The sequence below is a fragment of the Ochrobactrum sp. PL_is501 genome (assembly GCF_055816895.1).
On record NZ_JBVPGR010000035.1, the window covers coordinates 337,759 to 353,462 of the forward strand.

Annotated in this window: 15 protein-coding genes; 5 read left to right on the forward strand and 10 right to left on the reverse strand. The window is 54.5% G+C overall.

Annotated features, from left to right (window positions below):
- The first annotated feature begins 105 nt into the window (after positions 1-105).
- From AC0TOF_RS12900 to AC0TOF_RS12920, 5 genes are all read left to right on the forward strand, one after another.
- Positions 106-1,209 carry a saccharopine dehydrogenase family protein gene (locus AC0TOF_RS12900; RefSeq protein ID WP_473768537.1) on the forward strand — a complete coding sequence of 368 codons (1,104 nt, stop codon included), beginning with the start codon at positions 106-108 and terminating at the stop codon, positions 1,207-1,209.
- A gap of 232 nt (positions 1,210-1,441) precedes the next feature.
- A complete protein-coding gene (locus AC0TOF_RS12905; RefSeq protein WP_473768538.1) occupies positions 1,442-2,203 on the forward strand; it encodes an ABC transporter substrate-binding protein in 762 nt (253 codons plus the stop codon).
- Between the two features lie 141 nt (positions 2,204-2,344).
- A complete protein-coding gene (locus AC0TOF_RS12910; RefSeq protein ID WP_473768539.1) occupies positions 2,345-3,106 on the forward strand; it encodes an ABC transporter substrate-binding protein in 762 nt (253 codons plus the stop codon).
- A 92-nt stretch (positions 3,107-3,198) separates the two neighbouring features.
- Complete coding sequence (locus AC0TOF_RS12915) at positions 3,199-4,449, forward strand: NAD(P)/FAD-dependent oxidoreductase (protein WP_473768540.1); 1,251 nt, start codon at positions 3,199-3,201, stop codon at positions 4,447-4,449.
- A 115-nt stretch (positions 4,450-4,564) separates the two neighbouring features.
- Positions 4,565-5,602, forward strand: a complete 1,038-nt coding sequence (locus AC0TOF_RS12920; RefSeq protein WP_473768618.1) for an aldo/keto reductase — start codon at positions 4,565-4,567, stop codon at positions 5,600-5,602.
- A 40-nt stretch (positions 5,603-5,642) separates the two neighbouring features.
- Here AC0TOF_RS12920 and AC0TOF_RS12925 read toward each other — a convergent pair whose 3' ends face one another.
- The 10 genes from AC0TOF_RS12925 to AC0TOF_RS12970 form a co-directional block, all read right to left on the reverse strand.
- Positions 5,643-6,161 carry a haloacid dehalogenase gene (locus AC0TOF_RS12925; RefSeq protein ID WP_473768541.1) on the reverse strand — a complete coding sequence of 173 codons (519 nt, stop codon included), beginning with the start codon at positions 6,159-6,161 and terminating at the stop codon, positions 5,643-5,645.
- Positions 6,158-7,237 (reverse strand): LacI family DNA-binding transcriptional regulator, encoded by a 1,080-nt coding sequence (locus AC0TOF_RS12930; protein WP_473768542.1) that lies wholly within the window; start codon positions 7,235-7,237, stop codon positions 6,158-6,160. The genes AC0TOF_RS12925 and AC0TOF_RS12930 overlap by 4 nt, the downstream gene beginning before the upstream one ends.
- 1 nt (position 7,238) lies before the next feature.
- Positions 7,239-8,051, reverse strand: a complete 813-nt coding sequence (locus AC0TOF_RS12935) for an ABC transporter permease (protein WP_473768543.1) — start codon at positions 8,049-8,051, stop codon at positions 7,239-7,241.
- The gene (locus AC0TOF_RS12940) at positions 8,048-8,872 is read right to left on the reverse strand and encodes an ABC transporter permease (protein WP_473768544.1); all 825 of its coding nucleotides are present in this window, start codon (positions 8,870-8,872) and stop codon (positions 8,048-8,050) included. The genes AC0TOF_RS12935 and AC0TOF_RS12940 overlap by 4 nt, the downstream gene beginning before the upstream one ends.
- Before the next feature lie 80 nt (positions 8,873-8,952).
- On the reverse strand, positions 8,953-10,086 hold the full coding sequence (locus AC0TOF_RS12945; protein WP_473768545.1) for an ABC transporter substrate-binding protein: 1,134 nt from the start codon (positions 10,084-10,086) through the stop codon (positions 8,953-8,955).
- Between the two features lie 288 nt (positions 10,087-10,374).
- Positions 10,375-11,448: an ABC transporter ATP-binding protein gene (locus AC0TOF_RS12950; protein ID WP_473768546.1), complete on the reverse strand. Its 1,074-nt coding sequence runs from the start codon at positions 11,446-11,448 to the stop codon at positions 10,375-10,377.
- Between the two features lie 286 nt (positions 11,449-11,734).
- Positions 11,735-12,580, reverse strand: coding sequence for a metal ABC transporter permease (locus AC0TOF_RS12955; protein ID WP_473768547.1), 846 nt, complete (start codon positions 12,578-12,580; stop codon positions 11,735-11,737).
- Positions 12,577-13,437, reverse strand: coding sequence for a metal ABC transporter permease (locus AC0TOF_RS12960; RefSeq protein WP_473768548.1), 861 nt, complete (start codon positions 13,435-13,437; stop codon positions 12,577-12,579). Before AC0TOF_RS12960 ends, AC0TOF_RS12955 begins: the two co-directional genes overlap by 4 nt.
- The gene (locus tag AC0TOF_RS12965; protein WP_473768549.1) at positions 13,434-14,336 is read right to left on the reverse strand and encodes a manganese/iron ABC transporter ATP-binding protein; all 903 of its coding nucleotides are present in this window, start codon (positions 14,334-14,336) and stop codon (positions 13,434-13,436) included. The genes AC0TOF_RS12960 and AC0TOF_RS12965 overlap by 4 nt, the downstream gene beginning before the upstream one ends.
- Positions 14,333-15,235: a metal ABC transporter substrate-binding protein gene (locus AC0TOF_RS12970; protein ID WP_473768550.1), complete on the reverse strand. Its 903-nt coding sequence runs from the start codon at positions 15,233-15,235 to the stop codon at positions 14,333-14,335. The genes AC0TOF_RS12965 and AC0TOF_RS12970 overlap by 4 nt, the downstream gene beginning before the upstream one ends.
- Positions 15,236-15,704 lie beyond the last annotated feature (469 nt).

Genomic DNA, 15,704 nt, shown 5'->3' on the forward strand with positions numbered 1-15,704 from the left:
CAATATGCGCAAACAAACAACGTCATATCGTCAGTTTGCATGCTTCTTTTTGCATGGAACTATGCGATTCTCGCATATCCGAATTGCATTCCAAGGGGAAATTTTATGAAAGAGATCGTTGTTGTCGGTGCAGGCAAAATTGGCGCCACCATTGCCGATCTTCTCGCTTCTACGGGCGAGTATGCCGTTACCGTTGTCGACCGCTCTCAGGCGCAGCTCGACGCACTGGAATCCGGTGTGGAAGTCAAGACGCAGGCTCTTGATATCGAAGATGCCAAGGCTCTCGAAGCGGCTCTTACCGGCAAGTTCGCCGTGCTTAGCGCAGCGCCCTTCCATCTGACGACCCGTATCGCAGAAGCTGCGGCCAAGGCAGGCGTCCATTATCTCGACCTGACTGAAGACGTTGCCAGCACGCGCCGCGTCAAGGAACTGGCCAAGACAGCCAAGACGGCTTTCATTCCGCAGTGCGGCCTTGCTCCGGGCTTCATCTCCATCGCTGCCTATGATCTTGCCAAGCGTTTCGACAAGCTCGACAGCGTTCGTATGCGCGTTGGCGCTCTGCCGCAGTACCCATCCAATGCTCTGAACTACAACCTGACCTGGAGCACCGACGGCGTCATCAACGAATATATCGAGCCGTGCGAAGCCATCGTGAATGGCGAGCTGACTGAAGTTCCTGCCCTTGAAGAACGCGAAGAGTTCTCGCTCGATGGCGTTACCTACGAAGCCTTCAACACCTCCGGTGGTCTCGGCACGCTCTGCGAAACGCTGGAAGGCAAGGTTCGCACGCTCAACTACCGCACCATCCGCTATCCGGGTCACGTCGCGCTGATGAAGGCGCTTCTCAACGATCTCGGCCTGCGCCATCGCCGTGAAGTGCTCAAGGACATTTTCGAAAATGCCTTGCCGACGACCCTTCAGGACGTTGTGGTGATTTTCGTGACCGTTTCGGGCACCAAGAACGGCCGTCTGGTTCAGGAAACCTATGCGAACAAGGTTTACGCCGCTCCGGTTGGCAAAATCATTCGTTCGGGCATCCAGATCACGACGGCTTCGGCAATCTGCGCCGTGCTCGACATGCTCGCCAAGGGTGATCTTCCGCAGCAGGGCTTCATCCGCCAGGAAGACATCACGCTCGAAGCATTCCTCGCGAACCGCTTTGGCAAGGCCTACGCACAGGAAGATCATTGCGCACGCATGGTTGCCTGATAGCTCCTGCCGCATGAATGCGGGGTCTGTTGCGCTCGTGCGCAGCAGACCCCGTTTGCGTTTTTGGCGGCGGTCGTCTCTGCCCTACCAAAGTCGCAATTGAATAGGATCGGATTTGAGCGCATTGCCCGATCCAAACTGGCGGATGGAGTATGTTTGTCCGCGTTATTGTATCTATCTGTGTACTCCGATCCAGTATGTTCGGGGTGCGCTTAGAAGAAGTAGGAAAGCCATGTTGAAATCAGTTGTGCTGGCCGGTCTGGCCTCAGTCTTTTTCGCTTTGCCGGTTCAGGCGAAGGAATGGAAAGAAATCCGTATCGCGAGCGAAGGCGCATATCCTCCGTTCAACTACATGTCTCCAGACGGCAAACTTGAAGGTTTCGATCTCGATATCGCGAATGCGCTTTGCGAAGCGATGGAAGCCAAGTGCACCATTGTGGCCAATGACTGGGACGGTATGATTCCTGGCTTGCAGGCGAACAAGTTCGATGCGGTCATTGCTTCGATGGCCATCACGGAGGAGCGCGAAAAGCAGGTTGCCTTCACGGATCGCTATTACACAACCCCGCTTGCGGTTGTCGTGCCGAAGGACACGGATATGACCTCGCTTGATCCGTCAGCATTCGACGGAAAGACGGTTGGCGCTCAGGCCGGCACCACACAGGGCAATTATGCCGATGATGTCTACGGCAAGGCAGGAGCAGAGGTTAAGCTCTATCCGACTGCCGACGAAGCAAATGCCGACCTTGAGAGTGGGCGTCTGGATGCAATCGCTGCCGACAAGTTTCTCGCCGCTGACTGGCTGAAGAAACAGGGTGCGAACTGCTGCAAGTTCCTCGGCGATATTCCAGGTTCCGAAACGAAAATTTCGATTGCTCTTCGCAAGGGTGACGACGATCTGCGTGAACAGTTCAATGCCGCTATCAAGAAAATTCGCGACAACGGCACCTACGAAACAATCCGCAAGAAGTATTTCGATTTCGACATCTATTGATGCCAAAATTTCATCGGGCGCTCTCTTGATGTCGGGGGCGTCCGGTGCTTCAGTTGAAAGACACACAAAGAGACGGAGCATTGCCCTGAAAGGGTATTGCTCCAATAATATAATTATAACAAAGGAATAAGGGGAACAAGTATGCTGAAAGCCATCCTGTTTGCAGGCGTCGCGTCCATAATCGCTGCTTTGCCAGCGCAGGCCAAGGAATGGAAGGAAATCCGCATTGCAAACGAAGGTGCGTATCCGCCATTTAATTTTGTGGCTGCCGATGGTTCGCTGCAAGGCCTCGATATCGACATAGCCAATGCTCTGTGCAAGGCCATGGATGCCAAGTGCACGCTTGTTGCCAACGACTGGGACGGAATGATTCCAGGCCTCAAATCGAACAAGTTCGACGCAGTCATTTCGTCCATGAGCATTACGGAAGAGCGCAAAAGGGAAGTTGCGTTCACCGACAAGTATTATTCCACTCCGCTTTCTGTCGTCGTGCCGAAAGATAGCACGATCACATCTCTGGATGCCGAGGCTTTCAAGAGAAAATCGGTTGGCGCCCAGGGATCGACGACGCAGGGGAATTATGCAGAGGACGTATACGGCAAGGCAGGCGCTGATGTTAAGCTTTATCCCACTGCCGATGAAGCCAATGCGGACCTGAAAAACGGGCGTCTCGATGCTGTCGTTTCCGACAAATTCCCGATCACGGACTGGATCAAGGGCGACGGTGCGGATTGCTGCAAGCTCATTGGCGACATTCCCGGCACGCGGACCGATACCGGCATTGCGCTGCGTCAGGGTGATGACGATCTGCGGGAACAGTTCAATGCGGCGATCAAGAAAATTCGCGACGATGGGACTTATGCCGCGATCATGAAGAAATATTTCGACTTTGATATCTATTGATTACTTGTAAAAGACACAGCTCTTTGCTGTAAGCAATAGCGCGCCGACTGCAAATCGGCGCGTTTATTTCTCTGCTTTTGTGGATGCCGAAAATGCCGATTCAGCAACAAGATGTCATCGTTCTGGGTGCGGGTATTGTAGGGGTATCAACGGCACTGCATCTACAAGCGCGAGGCCGTTCTGTCTGTCTTATAGATAAGAGTGAGCCGGGCAGCGGAACAAGTTTCGGGAATGCGGGTTTGATCGAGCGATCAAGCGTTATTCCCTATTCCTTTCCGCAAGGTTTCTGGACGCTTGTGCGCTATGGCATGAATCGTCGCTCAGACGTTCGCTACAGTCCATTCTATATCCCTAAAATGGCTCGCTGGCTGTTTCGATATTGGCGAGAGTCATCGCCAGAACGATTGAAAACTGCCACGAATGCGATGTTGCCATTGATTGAAGCGAGCGTCCGCGAACATGATGTTCTGGTAGCGCGGTCCGGCAGTGAAAAATTGATCCGGTCGCAAGGGTGGATCGAAGTGTTCAGGACATCTTCGGCATTCGACGCCGCAGTTCGGCGTCTTCCCGATCTGCAGCGTTTCAATTTGTCCTATGACATTCTGGATGCGCCAGCCTTGCGCCAGCGCGAAACATCGCTTGGTGATGTGGCGGGCGGCATCCACTGGCTCGATCCGAAGACCGTGGTGAATCCAGGTGGACTGGTCAAAGCCTATGCTGAATTGTTTATCAGGAATGGCGGTAGCTTCGTTCATGGCGAGGCTACGACCCTGGCACCGGGCGGGAGCGGCTGGCAGGTGGTAACGGAAGAGGGCGCTGTCCATGCCCGTGACGTTGTAGTGGCGTTGGGACCACAATCAAATCTCATCTTCAGGAAATTCGGCTATCCGATCCCGCTTGGCATCAAGCGGGGTCATCATCTTCATTACACCATGAAGGACGGCTCGCGGCTCGGTCACACAGTCGTCGATGAAGAAGCAGGCTATGTTCTCGCACCCATGGTTCAGGGTGTGCGTCTATCGACAGGGATCGAGTTCGCTTCGCCAGATGCACCCGCCAATCGTATTCAGCTCACGAAGGATGAGAAAATCGCACGCCAGCTGGTACCACAATTGGGAGAAGCCATTGAAAAGACGCCGTGGCTTGGGCTGCGCCCCTGCCTGCCTGACATGCGCCCGGTCATAGGTGCTGCGCCACGGCACAAAGGACTGTGGTTCAATTTTGGTCATGCCCACCACGGTTTGACGCTTGGACCTGCGACGGGACGCCTGCTCGCCGAGATGCTTGTCGGGGAGGAAACCTTCATCGACCCGAGGCCCTATTCGGCAGAGCGGTTTTTGTAGTTTGACCTAAAAATTTCGTGACAGACTTGTCAGTCGCGGGGGAGCGGGGCTATCAATTGGTCCCCTTCTCATATCGCGCAGTCGCGAACAATCGATCCGGAAAATTCTCGTGAAAATGAAGCCTTTGGGCCGTACTGGCCTTACTGTCACTGAAATTTGCCTCGGCACCATGACCTGGGGCGTGCAGAATACCGAGCTCGATGCTCATGAACAGCTGGACATTGCTCTTGATGCCGGTATCAACTTTATCGATACCGCCGAAGGTTATGCCATTCCCATGAGCCCGGAAAGCTATGGCAAGACAGAGGCTTATATTGGCAGCTGGTTCAAGAAATCCGGAAAGCGCGACAAGGTCGTGCTGGCAAGCAAGATTGCCGGCGGCGGCAGGCAGAACTGGATTCGAGATGGTGCCAAGCCGAGCCGTACCAGTGTTCGCGAAGCAGTAGAAAATAGCCTGCGGCGTCTCCAGACGGACTATATCGACCTTTATCAGGTCCATTGGCCAATGCGGGCGCACTATCATTTTGGCCAAAGCTGGACCTTCGATCCTTCCACTACGGATGGGGCGGCAGAAACCCAACAGATGCATGACGTTCTGCTTGGACTGGGAGACATGGTTCGGGACGGAAAGATCCGGCATATAGGTCTTTCCAATGAGACAGCCTGGGGAACAATGCAGTGGCTTCGTTTGGCCGAACAGCACGGCCTGCCGCGCGTCGCCTCGATCCAAAATGAATATAGCCTTTTGCAGCGCCAGTTCGATTTCGATTTGGCAGAGTTGTCGCTCTGCGAAAATGTGGGATTGCTTGCCTATTCGACACTGGCGGCCGGTGTGCTGACCGGAAAATATCTGGGTGGCAAACTGCCAGCCGGTTCACGCGCAGCCATTTCCGAAGGCGGCCTCTGGCGCAGCAACATTCATTCGGAGCCAGCTGTTCGCGCCTATATCGATGTTGCCAAGAAACATGGCCTCGATATTGCCCAGATGGCTATCGCCTTTACGTTGACGCGGTCGTTCATGACGTCGGCTATCATCGGCGCGACGTCTGTCGAGCAACTGAAAGTCGATATCGCGGCGCATCAGATCAAACTCTCAGATGACGTTCTGGAGGATATCGAGAAAGTCCACAGACAGTATCCGCGTCCGCTTTGAGCCTAAAAAGTCCAAAAGCCCGCCAATCAGCGGGCTTTTTCTATCCGGCAAGATAGATTTCGTGTTTGACGATCCATTGATCAATCGGTGTTTCGCTGGAAGAACTGACGATCACCATTCGGTCGAAGCGAATGCTGCGACCAAACAGCAAGCCTGCCATGCGAGTCATCTCTCTTTCGCGCGAGGGATGGTCGGCGACGCCGTAGGCAAGCGAGACATGCGGAAGAAAGGCAGAAACGTCTTTCTCTCCCGAAATGTCGAGCGAGTCCTGTTTCAAGGCCATCAGTGCAGGCGTTTTCTGCAAAGCGGCATAAAAGGAGCGGAAATAAGCTTCCGTTCCTGCCACGCCCTCAACCAGAACGTCCAGCGGTTTGCGGCCAACTGTAAGGCTGAGCGCCAATGGCAGCAGTTCATCTGCCGAACGTCTCATGTCGGGCACGAGCGTCGCATGCGGCTCGAATATGGGCGAAGCGAAGCGGCCAGCTAGCTCTGTCACGATAGATTCGAGAAATCGGAGATCGTCACGTGCGGGACGCAACCATATAGAATGGAAATTCATTGATCCGGCATCCCCCGAGTGCCGCGTTCGTTTTTAATGGGCCTGACGCTGCTGCGGAGAATGAGCGGCAGTTCAAGTATGACAGTTCGGGGCGGTGCGTTTGGTGCCGCATGTCGTTCGTCCAGCAACCGAACGATTTCGGCTGAAAGGCGTTCTGCATTTTGATCGAATGTTGTCAGGCGATAGGCGCCCCAGCGTGCTTCCGTAACGTTGTCGAAGCCGATGACCGAAATATCGTCGGGAATGGAGAGATTGAAGACATCGCGCGCACAGTCCATCATGCCGAAAGCCATAAGATCGTTGACGCAGAAAATGCCTTCGACCCGCTCTTTTTCGCCCAATAGGAGAGATGCCGCGCCATAACCGCCGTCATAATCGGTCAGTTCGCCACGCTGCACGCTGACGCTCAGTCCAAGGCACCGGCATTTTTCAATGAAAGCGTTCTCGCGTTCGACGAGGTTGAGACTGCCGACATTCGACGTTATGAGGCCGAGCCTTTTCATGCCACGTGCGGCAAAAATATCGACCGCTGTTTCGGCGGCAAGCCGATTGTTAATGTGAATGTGATCGGCTCCTTCTTCGGTTCGCCCGACCAGAATGAGGGTCTGGCCGTTTCGTTGGGCGAGCTCCACAAATGATGAGGAGGGCATGCCGGAAAGAACCACTGTTGCTTCGGCCCGATAACGCAGCAGCGTTTCGTGAGCGGCAGAGAGATTTTCTCCGTGCTGGCCGGTCGGGATCAATACCGGCACGCTGCCGCGCGCCGCAAGCCGCCGGGAAAGCGCTGCGATCTGGCGGGAGCGGAAAGGGCTGTCCGGATCTGCGGCAATCATGCCAACGATACGGCTGCGATTGGCAAGGAGGCCCCGCGCAAGGTCATTGACCTGATAGCCAAGTTTTTCAGCCGCTTTCAGCACCTTTTCGCGTGTTGCGGGCGAAACGCTGGCGCCGGGCGTAAAAGTCCGGGACACCGCGGAACGGGACACACCTGCTTCAACCGCGACTTCATGTGCACTGATGAAGCGTGGCTGGTTGTCCACGATGTCCTGCTCTCGAGGCGGTTCTTTATCTGGCATTTTATCGCCCTACTTTTGAAAGGACATCGGCCCGGAGGAAACGCTCGACCACGAACATGAAGGCAATCGACGGCACCAGCAATATCAATGCGCTGATCGATGCGATTTGATAATTGCCTCCGGAACTTGCTGTATAAAGCAGCAAGGGCAGGGTGGAAATATCAGGAGCACCTACGAAATAAGTGCCCGTAAACTCATCGAGCGATTCAAGAAAGACAAAGATCGCGCTTGCAAGAAGACCGGGCGCGGCTATCGGCAGGGTGATGTCGAAGAACGTCTTGAGGGCGGAAGCGCCCAATGACCGCGCAGCTTCTTCAAGCTCACGGTCTATCGCGGAAAACGCTGCCGTGGCAATCCAGACTGCATAGACCAGACCATGGGTGACATGCACCAGAACGACACCTGTGATCGTTCCATTCAGGCCGAATGAATAGAACATTTGGGCAATGTTCACGTAAACGGGCAGGTTTGGGAAAGCTTGCGGGATGAGCAGCGTCAAAAGGATCAAGCCGCGAAACGGCAGTTTCAGCCTGGCGAGAGCATACCCGGCAGGGACGGCGAAACCGAGTGATACAATCACGGTCAGCCCTGCAATCACAACACTTGTGCCAAGCGACGATAGCGCATTGCCGCGGGGCGAAAACACATTCGCCCAGAATGAAAATCCATATTGAAGTGGCAATGTGTGCGGGAAATACCAGCGCTCAGCTACAGCCCACAGAAGCAGGTTGGCGAGCGGCCCGAAAATCGCGAAAGCGAGCAGGCCAAGCAATATGCCGCGGGGTATCCAGCGCCAGTCGAAGGTGTTGCTCATTGGCCGTGCTCTTTCATGGTCTGACGGAGGTAAATCCAGGCGACAAGACTGGTCATGAGAAGTGAGATCGTACCCAGCGCATTCGCGACGCCGTAATCCCCATAAGCATTGATGCGGAATGCCATGTTCGCCGTAATCATCGTTGGTGATTGCGCGTTGATCATCAAGGGTACGGACAAGACGGACATCATGGTGACAAAGCTCAGGATAAGCCCGACGAGCAGCGTCTGGCGAACTTGGGGGAGGACAATTTCGATGAGAATTCGCAGCCGTCCGGCGCCAAGATTGCGAGCGGATTCGATTGTGCTGCGGTCAATGGATGCCATGGCGCCCGCCAGCAGCAGCGTGACAAATGGCGTTTGTTTCCAGACGAATGCGATGACGATGCCGCGCCAGTCGAGAAAACTCATTGCCTGCAGCGGCGTGAGAAGTCCGGTTTCGATGAGCAGGCTGTTCATCAAACCGTTCTTGGCAAGGAAAGTGCGAAGTATCTGGCCAACGACAATGAAGGGGATAAAAAGCGGCCAGCGATAAAGCCAGCGCAGAACGGTGACAGCACGCGCATTGGAGCCCAGTGTCAAATAGCCGCCGATCGCAATAGAGAACAACGCAATCAGCAGAGATGACAGTGTGACAATGACAAAAGTGAAGATTATGTCGCTGGAATAAAGCTCGAATGCCTTGGTGAAGTTGCCGGTTCCCCATTCACCGGAAACATGGAAAGCTCCGGTGATCGCCCCGAAAAGCGGTATAATGAACAGGAGCAGGACGATCGCCAGCGCGGGCGCGACAAGCAGAATTCCCGTCAGTCGATGCGGCATTCGAAACCTCATGAAAGTGAGTGCGGGAGCGCTCAGACTGAAAATCTTGTTCAGCTGAGCACTCCAATCAAGGGTAGGGTTTAGTTGCCTACCTGACGCTCATACGCTTCCAGAATAGCGGTGTTATAGGGTGCGATCGGGAAAGGCTTTCCGTATTTCGCGAGGTCGTCCGGCGAAATATCGGTGAAAAGCTTGTTCCAGGTGTCGCTGTCCAGCTCTGCCTTGACGTGGTCGGCATCGATGCCCGGATACCAGTTGAAGCGCTTGACGATGCCTTCGGCCTGCACCTTCGGGCTTGTCGCCAACGCAACAAACTTTTCGGCAAGTTCCTTATGTGCGCTTTTTTCCGGGATCACATAGTGCATCGGCTGTCCGGGCATGCCGGGGGCGGGCAAAACAAGTTTCATTTCTGGCGGAAGTTGTCCATTTGCCTTCCACGAATAGAACATGTCGACCCAGACTGGTCCCATCGCGATCTCGCCGCGGCTCAACATGTCCAGTGTACCGGCGTTGCCTGGGGTGAGGGTGGCGTTCTTTGTAAAATCCTTGAGCGAGGCAAACGCCTTGTCCCAGTTTTTCGCTGCGCCTTCTTCGAATGGGCCTTTCATCAGCTTCTCTGCGTCGCCGCCATAAGCATAGATCCAGCCCATGACGAAGCTTACGCCCGACGCGCCACCCTTGATGCCGTTGTAACCGAATTGCTTGGGATTTTCCTTGGCCCAGGCGACGAGTTCGTCGTAACTCTTCGGCGGATTGGCAACGAGAGCAGGGTTGTAGGCAAGTGCGGTCTGGCTGTTGAACATCGGCATGACGTAACCGTCGACATCAGTGCCGAGCGCCATCTTCGCATTTTCGCGCGTCACCAGCTTGCCGCTATCGATCTTGCTCCGATAATTTTCGAGGAACTTTGCCGTTACCATCGGTCCGACAAATTTCTCGTGGACGACAGCGACGTCTGTATCCCACTTTTCCACGCCAGCCTTGGACTGGGCTTCGAAACGTTCAAGAACCTTCTGCGAGCCTGCATCGCCGGGACCTGTTCCGACCACACGAACTGTGGTTCCGGGATTTTCCTTCTCGAACAATGGTCCAAGATACTGATTGATGTAATCGACCATGTTCTGGTCGCCCGCTGTGATGACGGTAAGTTCGTCGGCGGCAGCCGGTGCAACGGTGAGGCCGATTGCCATTGCCGCATTCAGGATCGTTCTCATGAAAAGGACTCCTGTCTGAAACCGGAATTTTCCGGACTTGTGATTGAATACAGATGCAATGCATCCGGTGGTGCTTATCGGGAACGGTGGCATCCCGGGCGAAGCCGCCCATGGAAATGACGTCGAGATGGGATTTTTCCCATATTGATATGTGGCAGAGTTATCGAACGTTGTGCACAGCTGTGCATTAGGGAATTTGCGCCTGATTTCCTGTTTCAGCGATCATTGGTCTCCCTGAACTCCGTGGTGCGTGGCCGGGTATTCGCGAAAAGAGAGCGGCCGGCCGATTTATTTGTCGAATAAAAACAGGGCGTGCTCGGCTATATGAATTTCGACATTCGCGCCGGGCTGATGGCTTTCCTGGGCATCGACCATGATATGGCGGTCGCCAACACGGATCATATGCCGCCACAGGCCGCCGGGATAACTGGTCTGCTCGACCGTTCCGCTGAGCGTTAGTTCAGATTGCGGCGAATTGCGTTCCGTCCCCGGCACAGTGAGGCGGGCCGCCTCACTGCGGAAGCGTGCCGACGCCATCCCGTCAGACAGATTGCGACGCCCTGCTGAAATGGTGCTTGCTTTGTTATTCGCGCCTGCTGCGATCTCGATGCGATCGGCCTTTATCTGAACCGGCACTTCGATCAGATTCTCCGCGCCCATGAAGGCTGCGACGAAATCCGACGCCGGGTGGTTATAAACTTCTTCCGGTGCGCCTGCCTGTGCGATTTCGCCATTGTTGAGGATGACGATGCGGTCGGCCATCACCATGGCTTCTTCCCGGTCGTGAGTTACATGGACTGCGGTGATGCCGAGACGGCGCTGCAAAGCGCTAATTTCATGGCGAACCGATAGTCTGATGCGTGCATCGAGATTGGAAAGCGGTTCATCCAGCAGCAGGATGTCTGGCTGGATGGCGAGAGCCCGTCCGAGGGCAACACGCTGGCGTTGCCCGCCGGAAAGGGCGGCAGGTTTGCGCTCCAGCAAGGCATCCAGCCCGAGCAGGCGGGCAATTTCCTCGACCTTCTGTCGTATGGTTTCCTTTGCTGCGCCACGAATACGCAGGCCGTATCCCATATTCTGCGCCACTGTCATGTGCGGCCAGAGTGCATAAGACTGGAAGACAAGGGCCATGCCGCGTTTGTCCGGAGGTAATTTAGTGACGTCTTTGCCGCCAACCCGGATCGCTCCGCCGGATGGCACGTTGAAGCCGGCAATCGCGCGCAGCAGGGTTGTCTTGCCGCAACCGGACGAGCCTAGAAGCGCAACGAACTCACCCTTCCTGACGGACAGGTTCACGCCTTTGAGAACTTCATTGTTGCCATAACGAACGCGCGCGTCCGCCACCTCCAAAAACGCAGGCATAGGCATCTCCTCCCCAGGATCGCCGGCTGGTTGTGTTCTTTCTGCACAGCCGTGCAATGTGGATTGAAGCATCTTTAAGCTACCTCGACAAGCCGCAAAAGTTAAATTGGGCGGAGAAAACAACCTCAGTTCCACTCTGGAACGTCATTTATTGGCTGTTTAGCGAGGTTTTATAACAGCTGTATGACGCGCAACCGACGGCGTGGACAGCTTTGCAAGGCTGCCCACGCCGCAAGCAAGTGGACCCCAACGGGGAGTATGGGTCCGATTTGTCATTGGGGTTGGTTCAGACCTCGACACGCTCTTCGAATTTTGCATTGCGCCGGGAGGAGCGAACAAAGGCGATGAGGAACATCACGGTCATCAGCAGAACGATGGTTGGGGCCGGAGCACTATCGATGAAGAACGATAGGTAGACGCCCAGGAAGGACGCCGTCACGGCGATTGTCACTGCAAGCAACATCATCGTGCTGAACTTGCGCGTTAGCAGAAACGCAATCGCACCCGGCGCAATCAGCATGGCTATGGCCAGAATGATACCCACTGCTTTTAGAACGCCGACAATCGTCAACGATATCAGGCAAAGCAAACCATAGTGCAGCAGACGAACCGGCAGGCCGACCGCTCGGGCTTGTGCCGGATCAAACGCGTGTAGCATGAAGTCGCGCCACCTGACGATCAGAATGCTAGCGACCAGCGTGGCGATACTGGCGGTTTCAACCAGGTCAGACAAAGTTATGCCAAGCATGTCTCCGAATAGGATATGATCAAGATGCACTGCGGAGCGGATCGCCACATAGAGAACGAGGCCGAGGCTGAACATGCCGGAGAAAACAATGCCCATCACCGTATCCTGTTTGATACGGCTGTTTTCGGCGAGATACCCGGTCGCAAGCGCGCAGGCCATGCCCGCGACAAAGGCTCCGATGCCGAAAGGTATCCCTATGATATAAGCGACAACGACCCCGGGAAGAACGGCATGGCTGATCGCATCGCCCATCAGAGACCAGCCTTTAAGCACCAGAAAGCACGACAGCAATGCTGCCGGAACCGCGATAAGCACTGAAATCGCCAGCGCATATTGCATGAATTCGAACTGGAAAGGCGAAGCCAGCATGTCGAGAAGAGTCATTGCCAAGTCCCCTTGAGTGCGATCGCCGCTTTGCGGCGTGCGGCCAGCAGCCCGTGCTTTGGAGCAAGCAAAAACACACTTAGGAAAACCAGCGTCTGGAGAACGACGATGATGCCTCCCGTCGCACCATCAAGGAAATAGCTTATATAGGCGCCGGCGAAACTTGTGACAGACCCGATGGTAACCGCAATCCAGAGCAGTCGCGCAAAGCGGTCGGTTAGCAGATATGCGGTTGCGCCGGGCGTTACTACCATGCAGATGACCAGAAATGCGCCAACAGTTTGCATGGCGGCGACAGTCGATGCCGACAACAGTGTGAAGAACATGACCTTCAACAAGTTGGGTTTGAGACCGATAGAACGCGCATGGTTTTCGTCGAAAAACACGACCATCAGGTCTTTCCACTTCAATAGAAGCAATGAGAGGGATACGACGCTGATGATCGCCAGTTGTAGTGTATCTTCCGGCGTGATGGCGAGAATATTGCCCAGAACAATGGTTTGAATGCTTACAGCCGTGGGCTTGAGCGAGATCATAAACAGACCAAGGCCGAAGAATGACGAGAAGATCAGTCCGATGATCGCATCTTCCTTCAATTTTGTTCGCTGGTTGAGAAAGAGCATCGCTGCGGCAGCTAAGCCCCCTGAGAAGAATGCACCGATGGAGAAGGGCAGGCCAAGCATATAAGCACCCGCCACGCCCGGTACGATGGAGTGAGAAAGTGCATCGCCGATAAGAGACCAGCCTTTCAGCATGAGATACGCCGACAGGAAGGCGCAGACACCGCCGACCAATGCCGAAACCCACATCGCATTCAGCATATAATTATAGCTGAACGGCTCGAGCAGCATTGTCATTGTCTTTGGCTCCTCTTGCTCGCAGAGATTTCGTCCTCATAGACAACAAACGGTCGTTCATCATCCGTTATGACACTGACCACAGCTCGTCCTGCGTCCTTGGACGCCCCCAGCACGAGATGACGAAGCACGCCATCGAAAGTCTTTTCGAGATTTGCCTGGGTGAAGACGTCGGCAGTCAGCCCGTATCCCAGTACCGTTCGCTTCAACAGTACCGTCCGGTCGCAAAACTCTGGAACACTACCGAGATTATGCGTGGAAACCAGCATAACACGCCCTTCATCGCGCAAGCTTTGAAGGAGGGTTATGATTGCCTCCTCGGTTTTGACATCTACGCCGGTAAAGGGCTCATCAAGAAGAATGACCTTGCCATCCTGAGCGAGTGCTCGCGCGAGAAACACCCGTTTCTTTTGCCCTCCTGAAAGTTCACCGATCTGACGGTGGCGAAACTCGAGCATATTGACGCGGGCAAGCGCTTTGGCCACGGCGTCCCTGTCGGCCGGACGCGGCATGCGCATCATCCCCATGTGGCCATAGCGGCCCATCATGACGACATCTTCGACGAGAACAGGGAAGTTCCAGTCAACATCCTCACTTTGCGGGACATAAGCCACGAGGTTCTTTTTGAGCGCAGTTCCAACCGGCATTCCGAGAATGGATATTTCACCCTTGGCGAGTTTCACGAATCCCATGATCGCCTTGAACAGCGTTGATTTTCCAGAGCCATTGACGCCCACGAGTGCGGTAATCGTTCCGGTTGGAATTGCGAAACTTGCATTGTGCAGAGCTGTATGACCATTGCGGTATGTAACGGTTGCCTCCTGCACATTGATACCACCGACCGCGGCTGTATCCATCGCGGCGGAGGCATTTCCATGAAGACCTATGAGAGCTTTCATTGTCTGAGTCCTTCAGCGATCGTGCCGGAGGTCACTTTCAAGAGGTCGATATATGTAGGCACGGGGCCATCCGGCCCAGAAAGCGAATCAACATAAAGAACCCCGGCGTATTTTGCGCTGGTTTCACGGGCAACCTGTTCGGCTGGAGCAGAGGAGACTGTGCTTTCAGAGAAAACGGCCAAAATGCCGTGCTGGCGCACTGCATCAATTACTCTGCGAACCTGTTGGGGTGTGCCCTGTTGGTCGGCGTTGATTGGCCAGAGATACAGTTCCTTAAGGCCAAAATCCCGCGCGAGATATGAGAATGCACCTTCGCTCGAAACCAGCCAGCGTTTGTCGTCGGGTATTGCCGTCAACTCAGCCCGGATGGGCTCGATTGTGGCTTTAATCCTGGCCTTGTAGGCTTCGGCGTTTGCCTTGTAGACGCGAGTGTTTCCAGGATCGTTTTTGACAAGAGCGTCTCGAATATTATCGACATAGATCAATGCGGCATTGGGAGACATCCAGGCGTGGGGATTGGGCTTACCGCTATACGGCCCCTCGGAAATGTCGATTGGTTCGACGCCGTCGGAAACTACGGCACTCGGCACATTCTGGAGACGCGAAAAGAATTTTTCGAACCAAAGTTCCAGACCAAGACCATTCCAGAGAACCAGTTTCGCATCCTGCGCTTTCAGCAGGTCGCCGGGCGTGGGTTGGTAATTATGAATCTCTGCCCCTGGTTTCGTAATCGATTCCACGATTGCTGCATCGCCTGCAACATTCTGCGCAATATCGGCAATAACGGTGAATGTCGTGACGACCTTGAATTTCTCGGCGAATGCGCCATCGCTGCCCGCCCAGAGAAGTGCCAAACTCAAGAGGCCCAATGTCGTGGTTCGAAAAATGCAGTTCAACATACCTGATCCTTGTTGCTAATAAGTTGCAATTGCATAATTGGATAGATGCTCGATGGCAAGCGCTAATGCAAGCTATTTGCATTAGCGGGTTTCTTGCTAAGGTTTAAGATTCCGGTTGCAAAATGCTTATGCACGTATAGATTGTGTCGCCATAGCCGGCCGCATTATTGGGTTGCGCCTTCGTAACGGGTGGATGGCAGGATAGCCTTGCGGTTTCCGTACGAGCCGGGGAGTTTTATTCTCTGTTCTCAGATTGGGTGAACGAGCGGACGATGAGCTTATTAATTGATTTATCGTTGATTATTCCGGAAGAGACCGCCGCTGTGGGGAGGGGGGGGGAGGAGCTCCATCTGAGCAGGACTAAATGCGGCTTGACTTGCGCCTCTATCTAGGCCGGGTCAATCACCTATCGCGCAAGCCGGACGACATTCCTTATCCTGAGAGAACAGGTTCGCAATCTAAGGTGGCA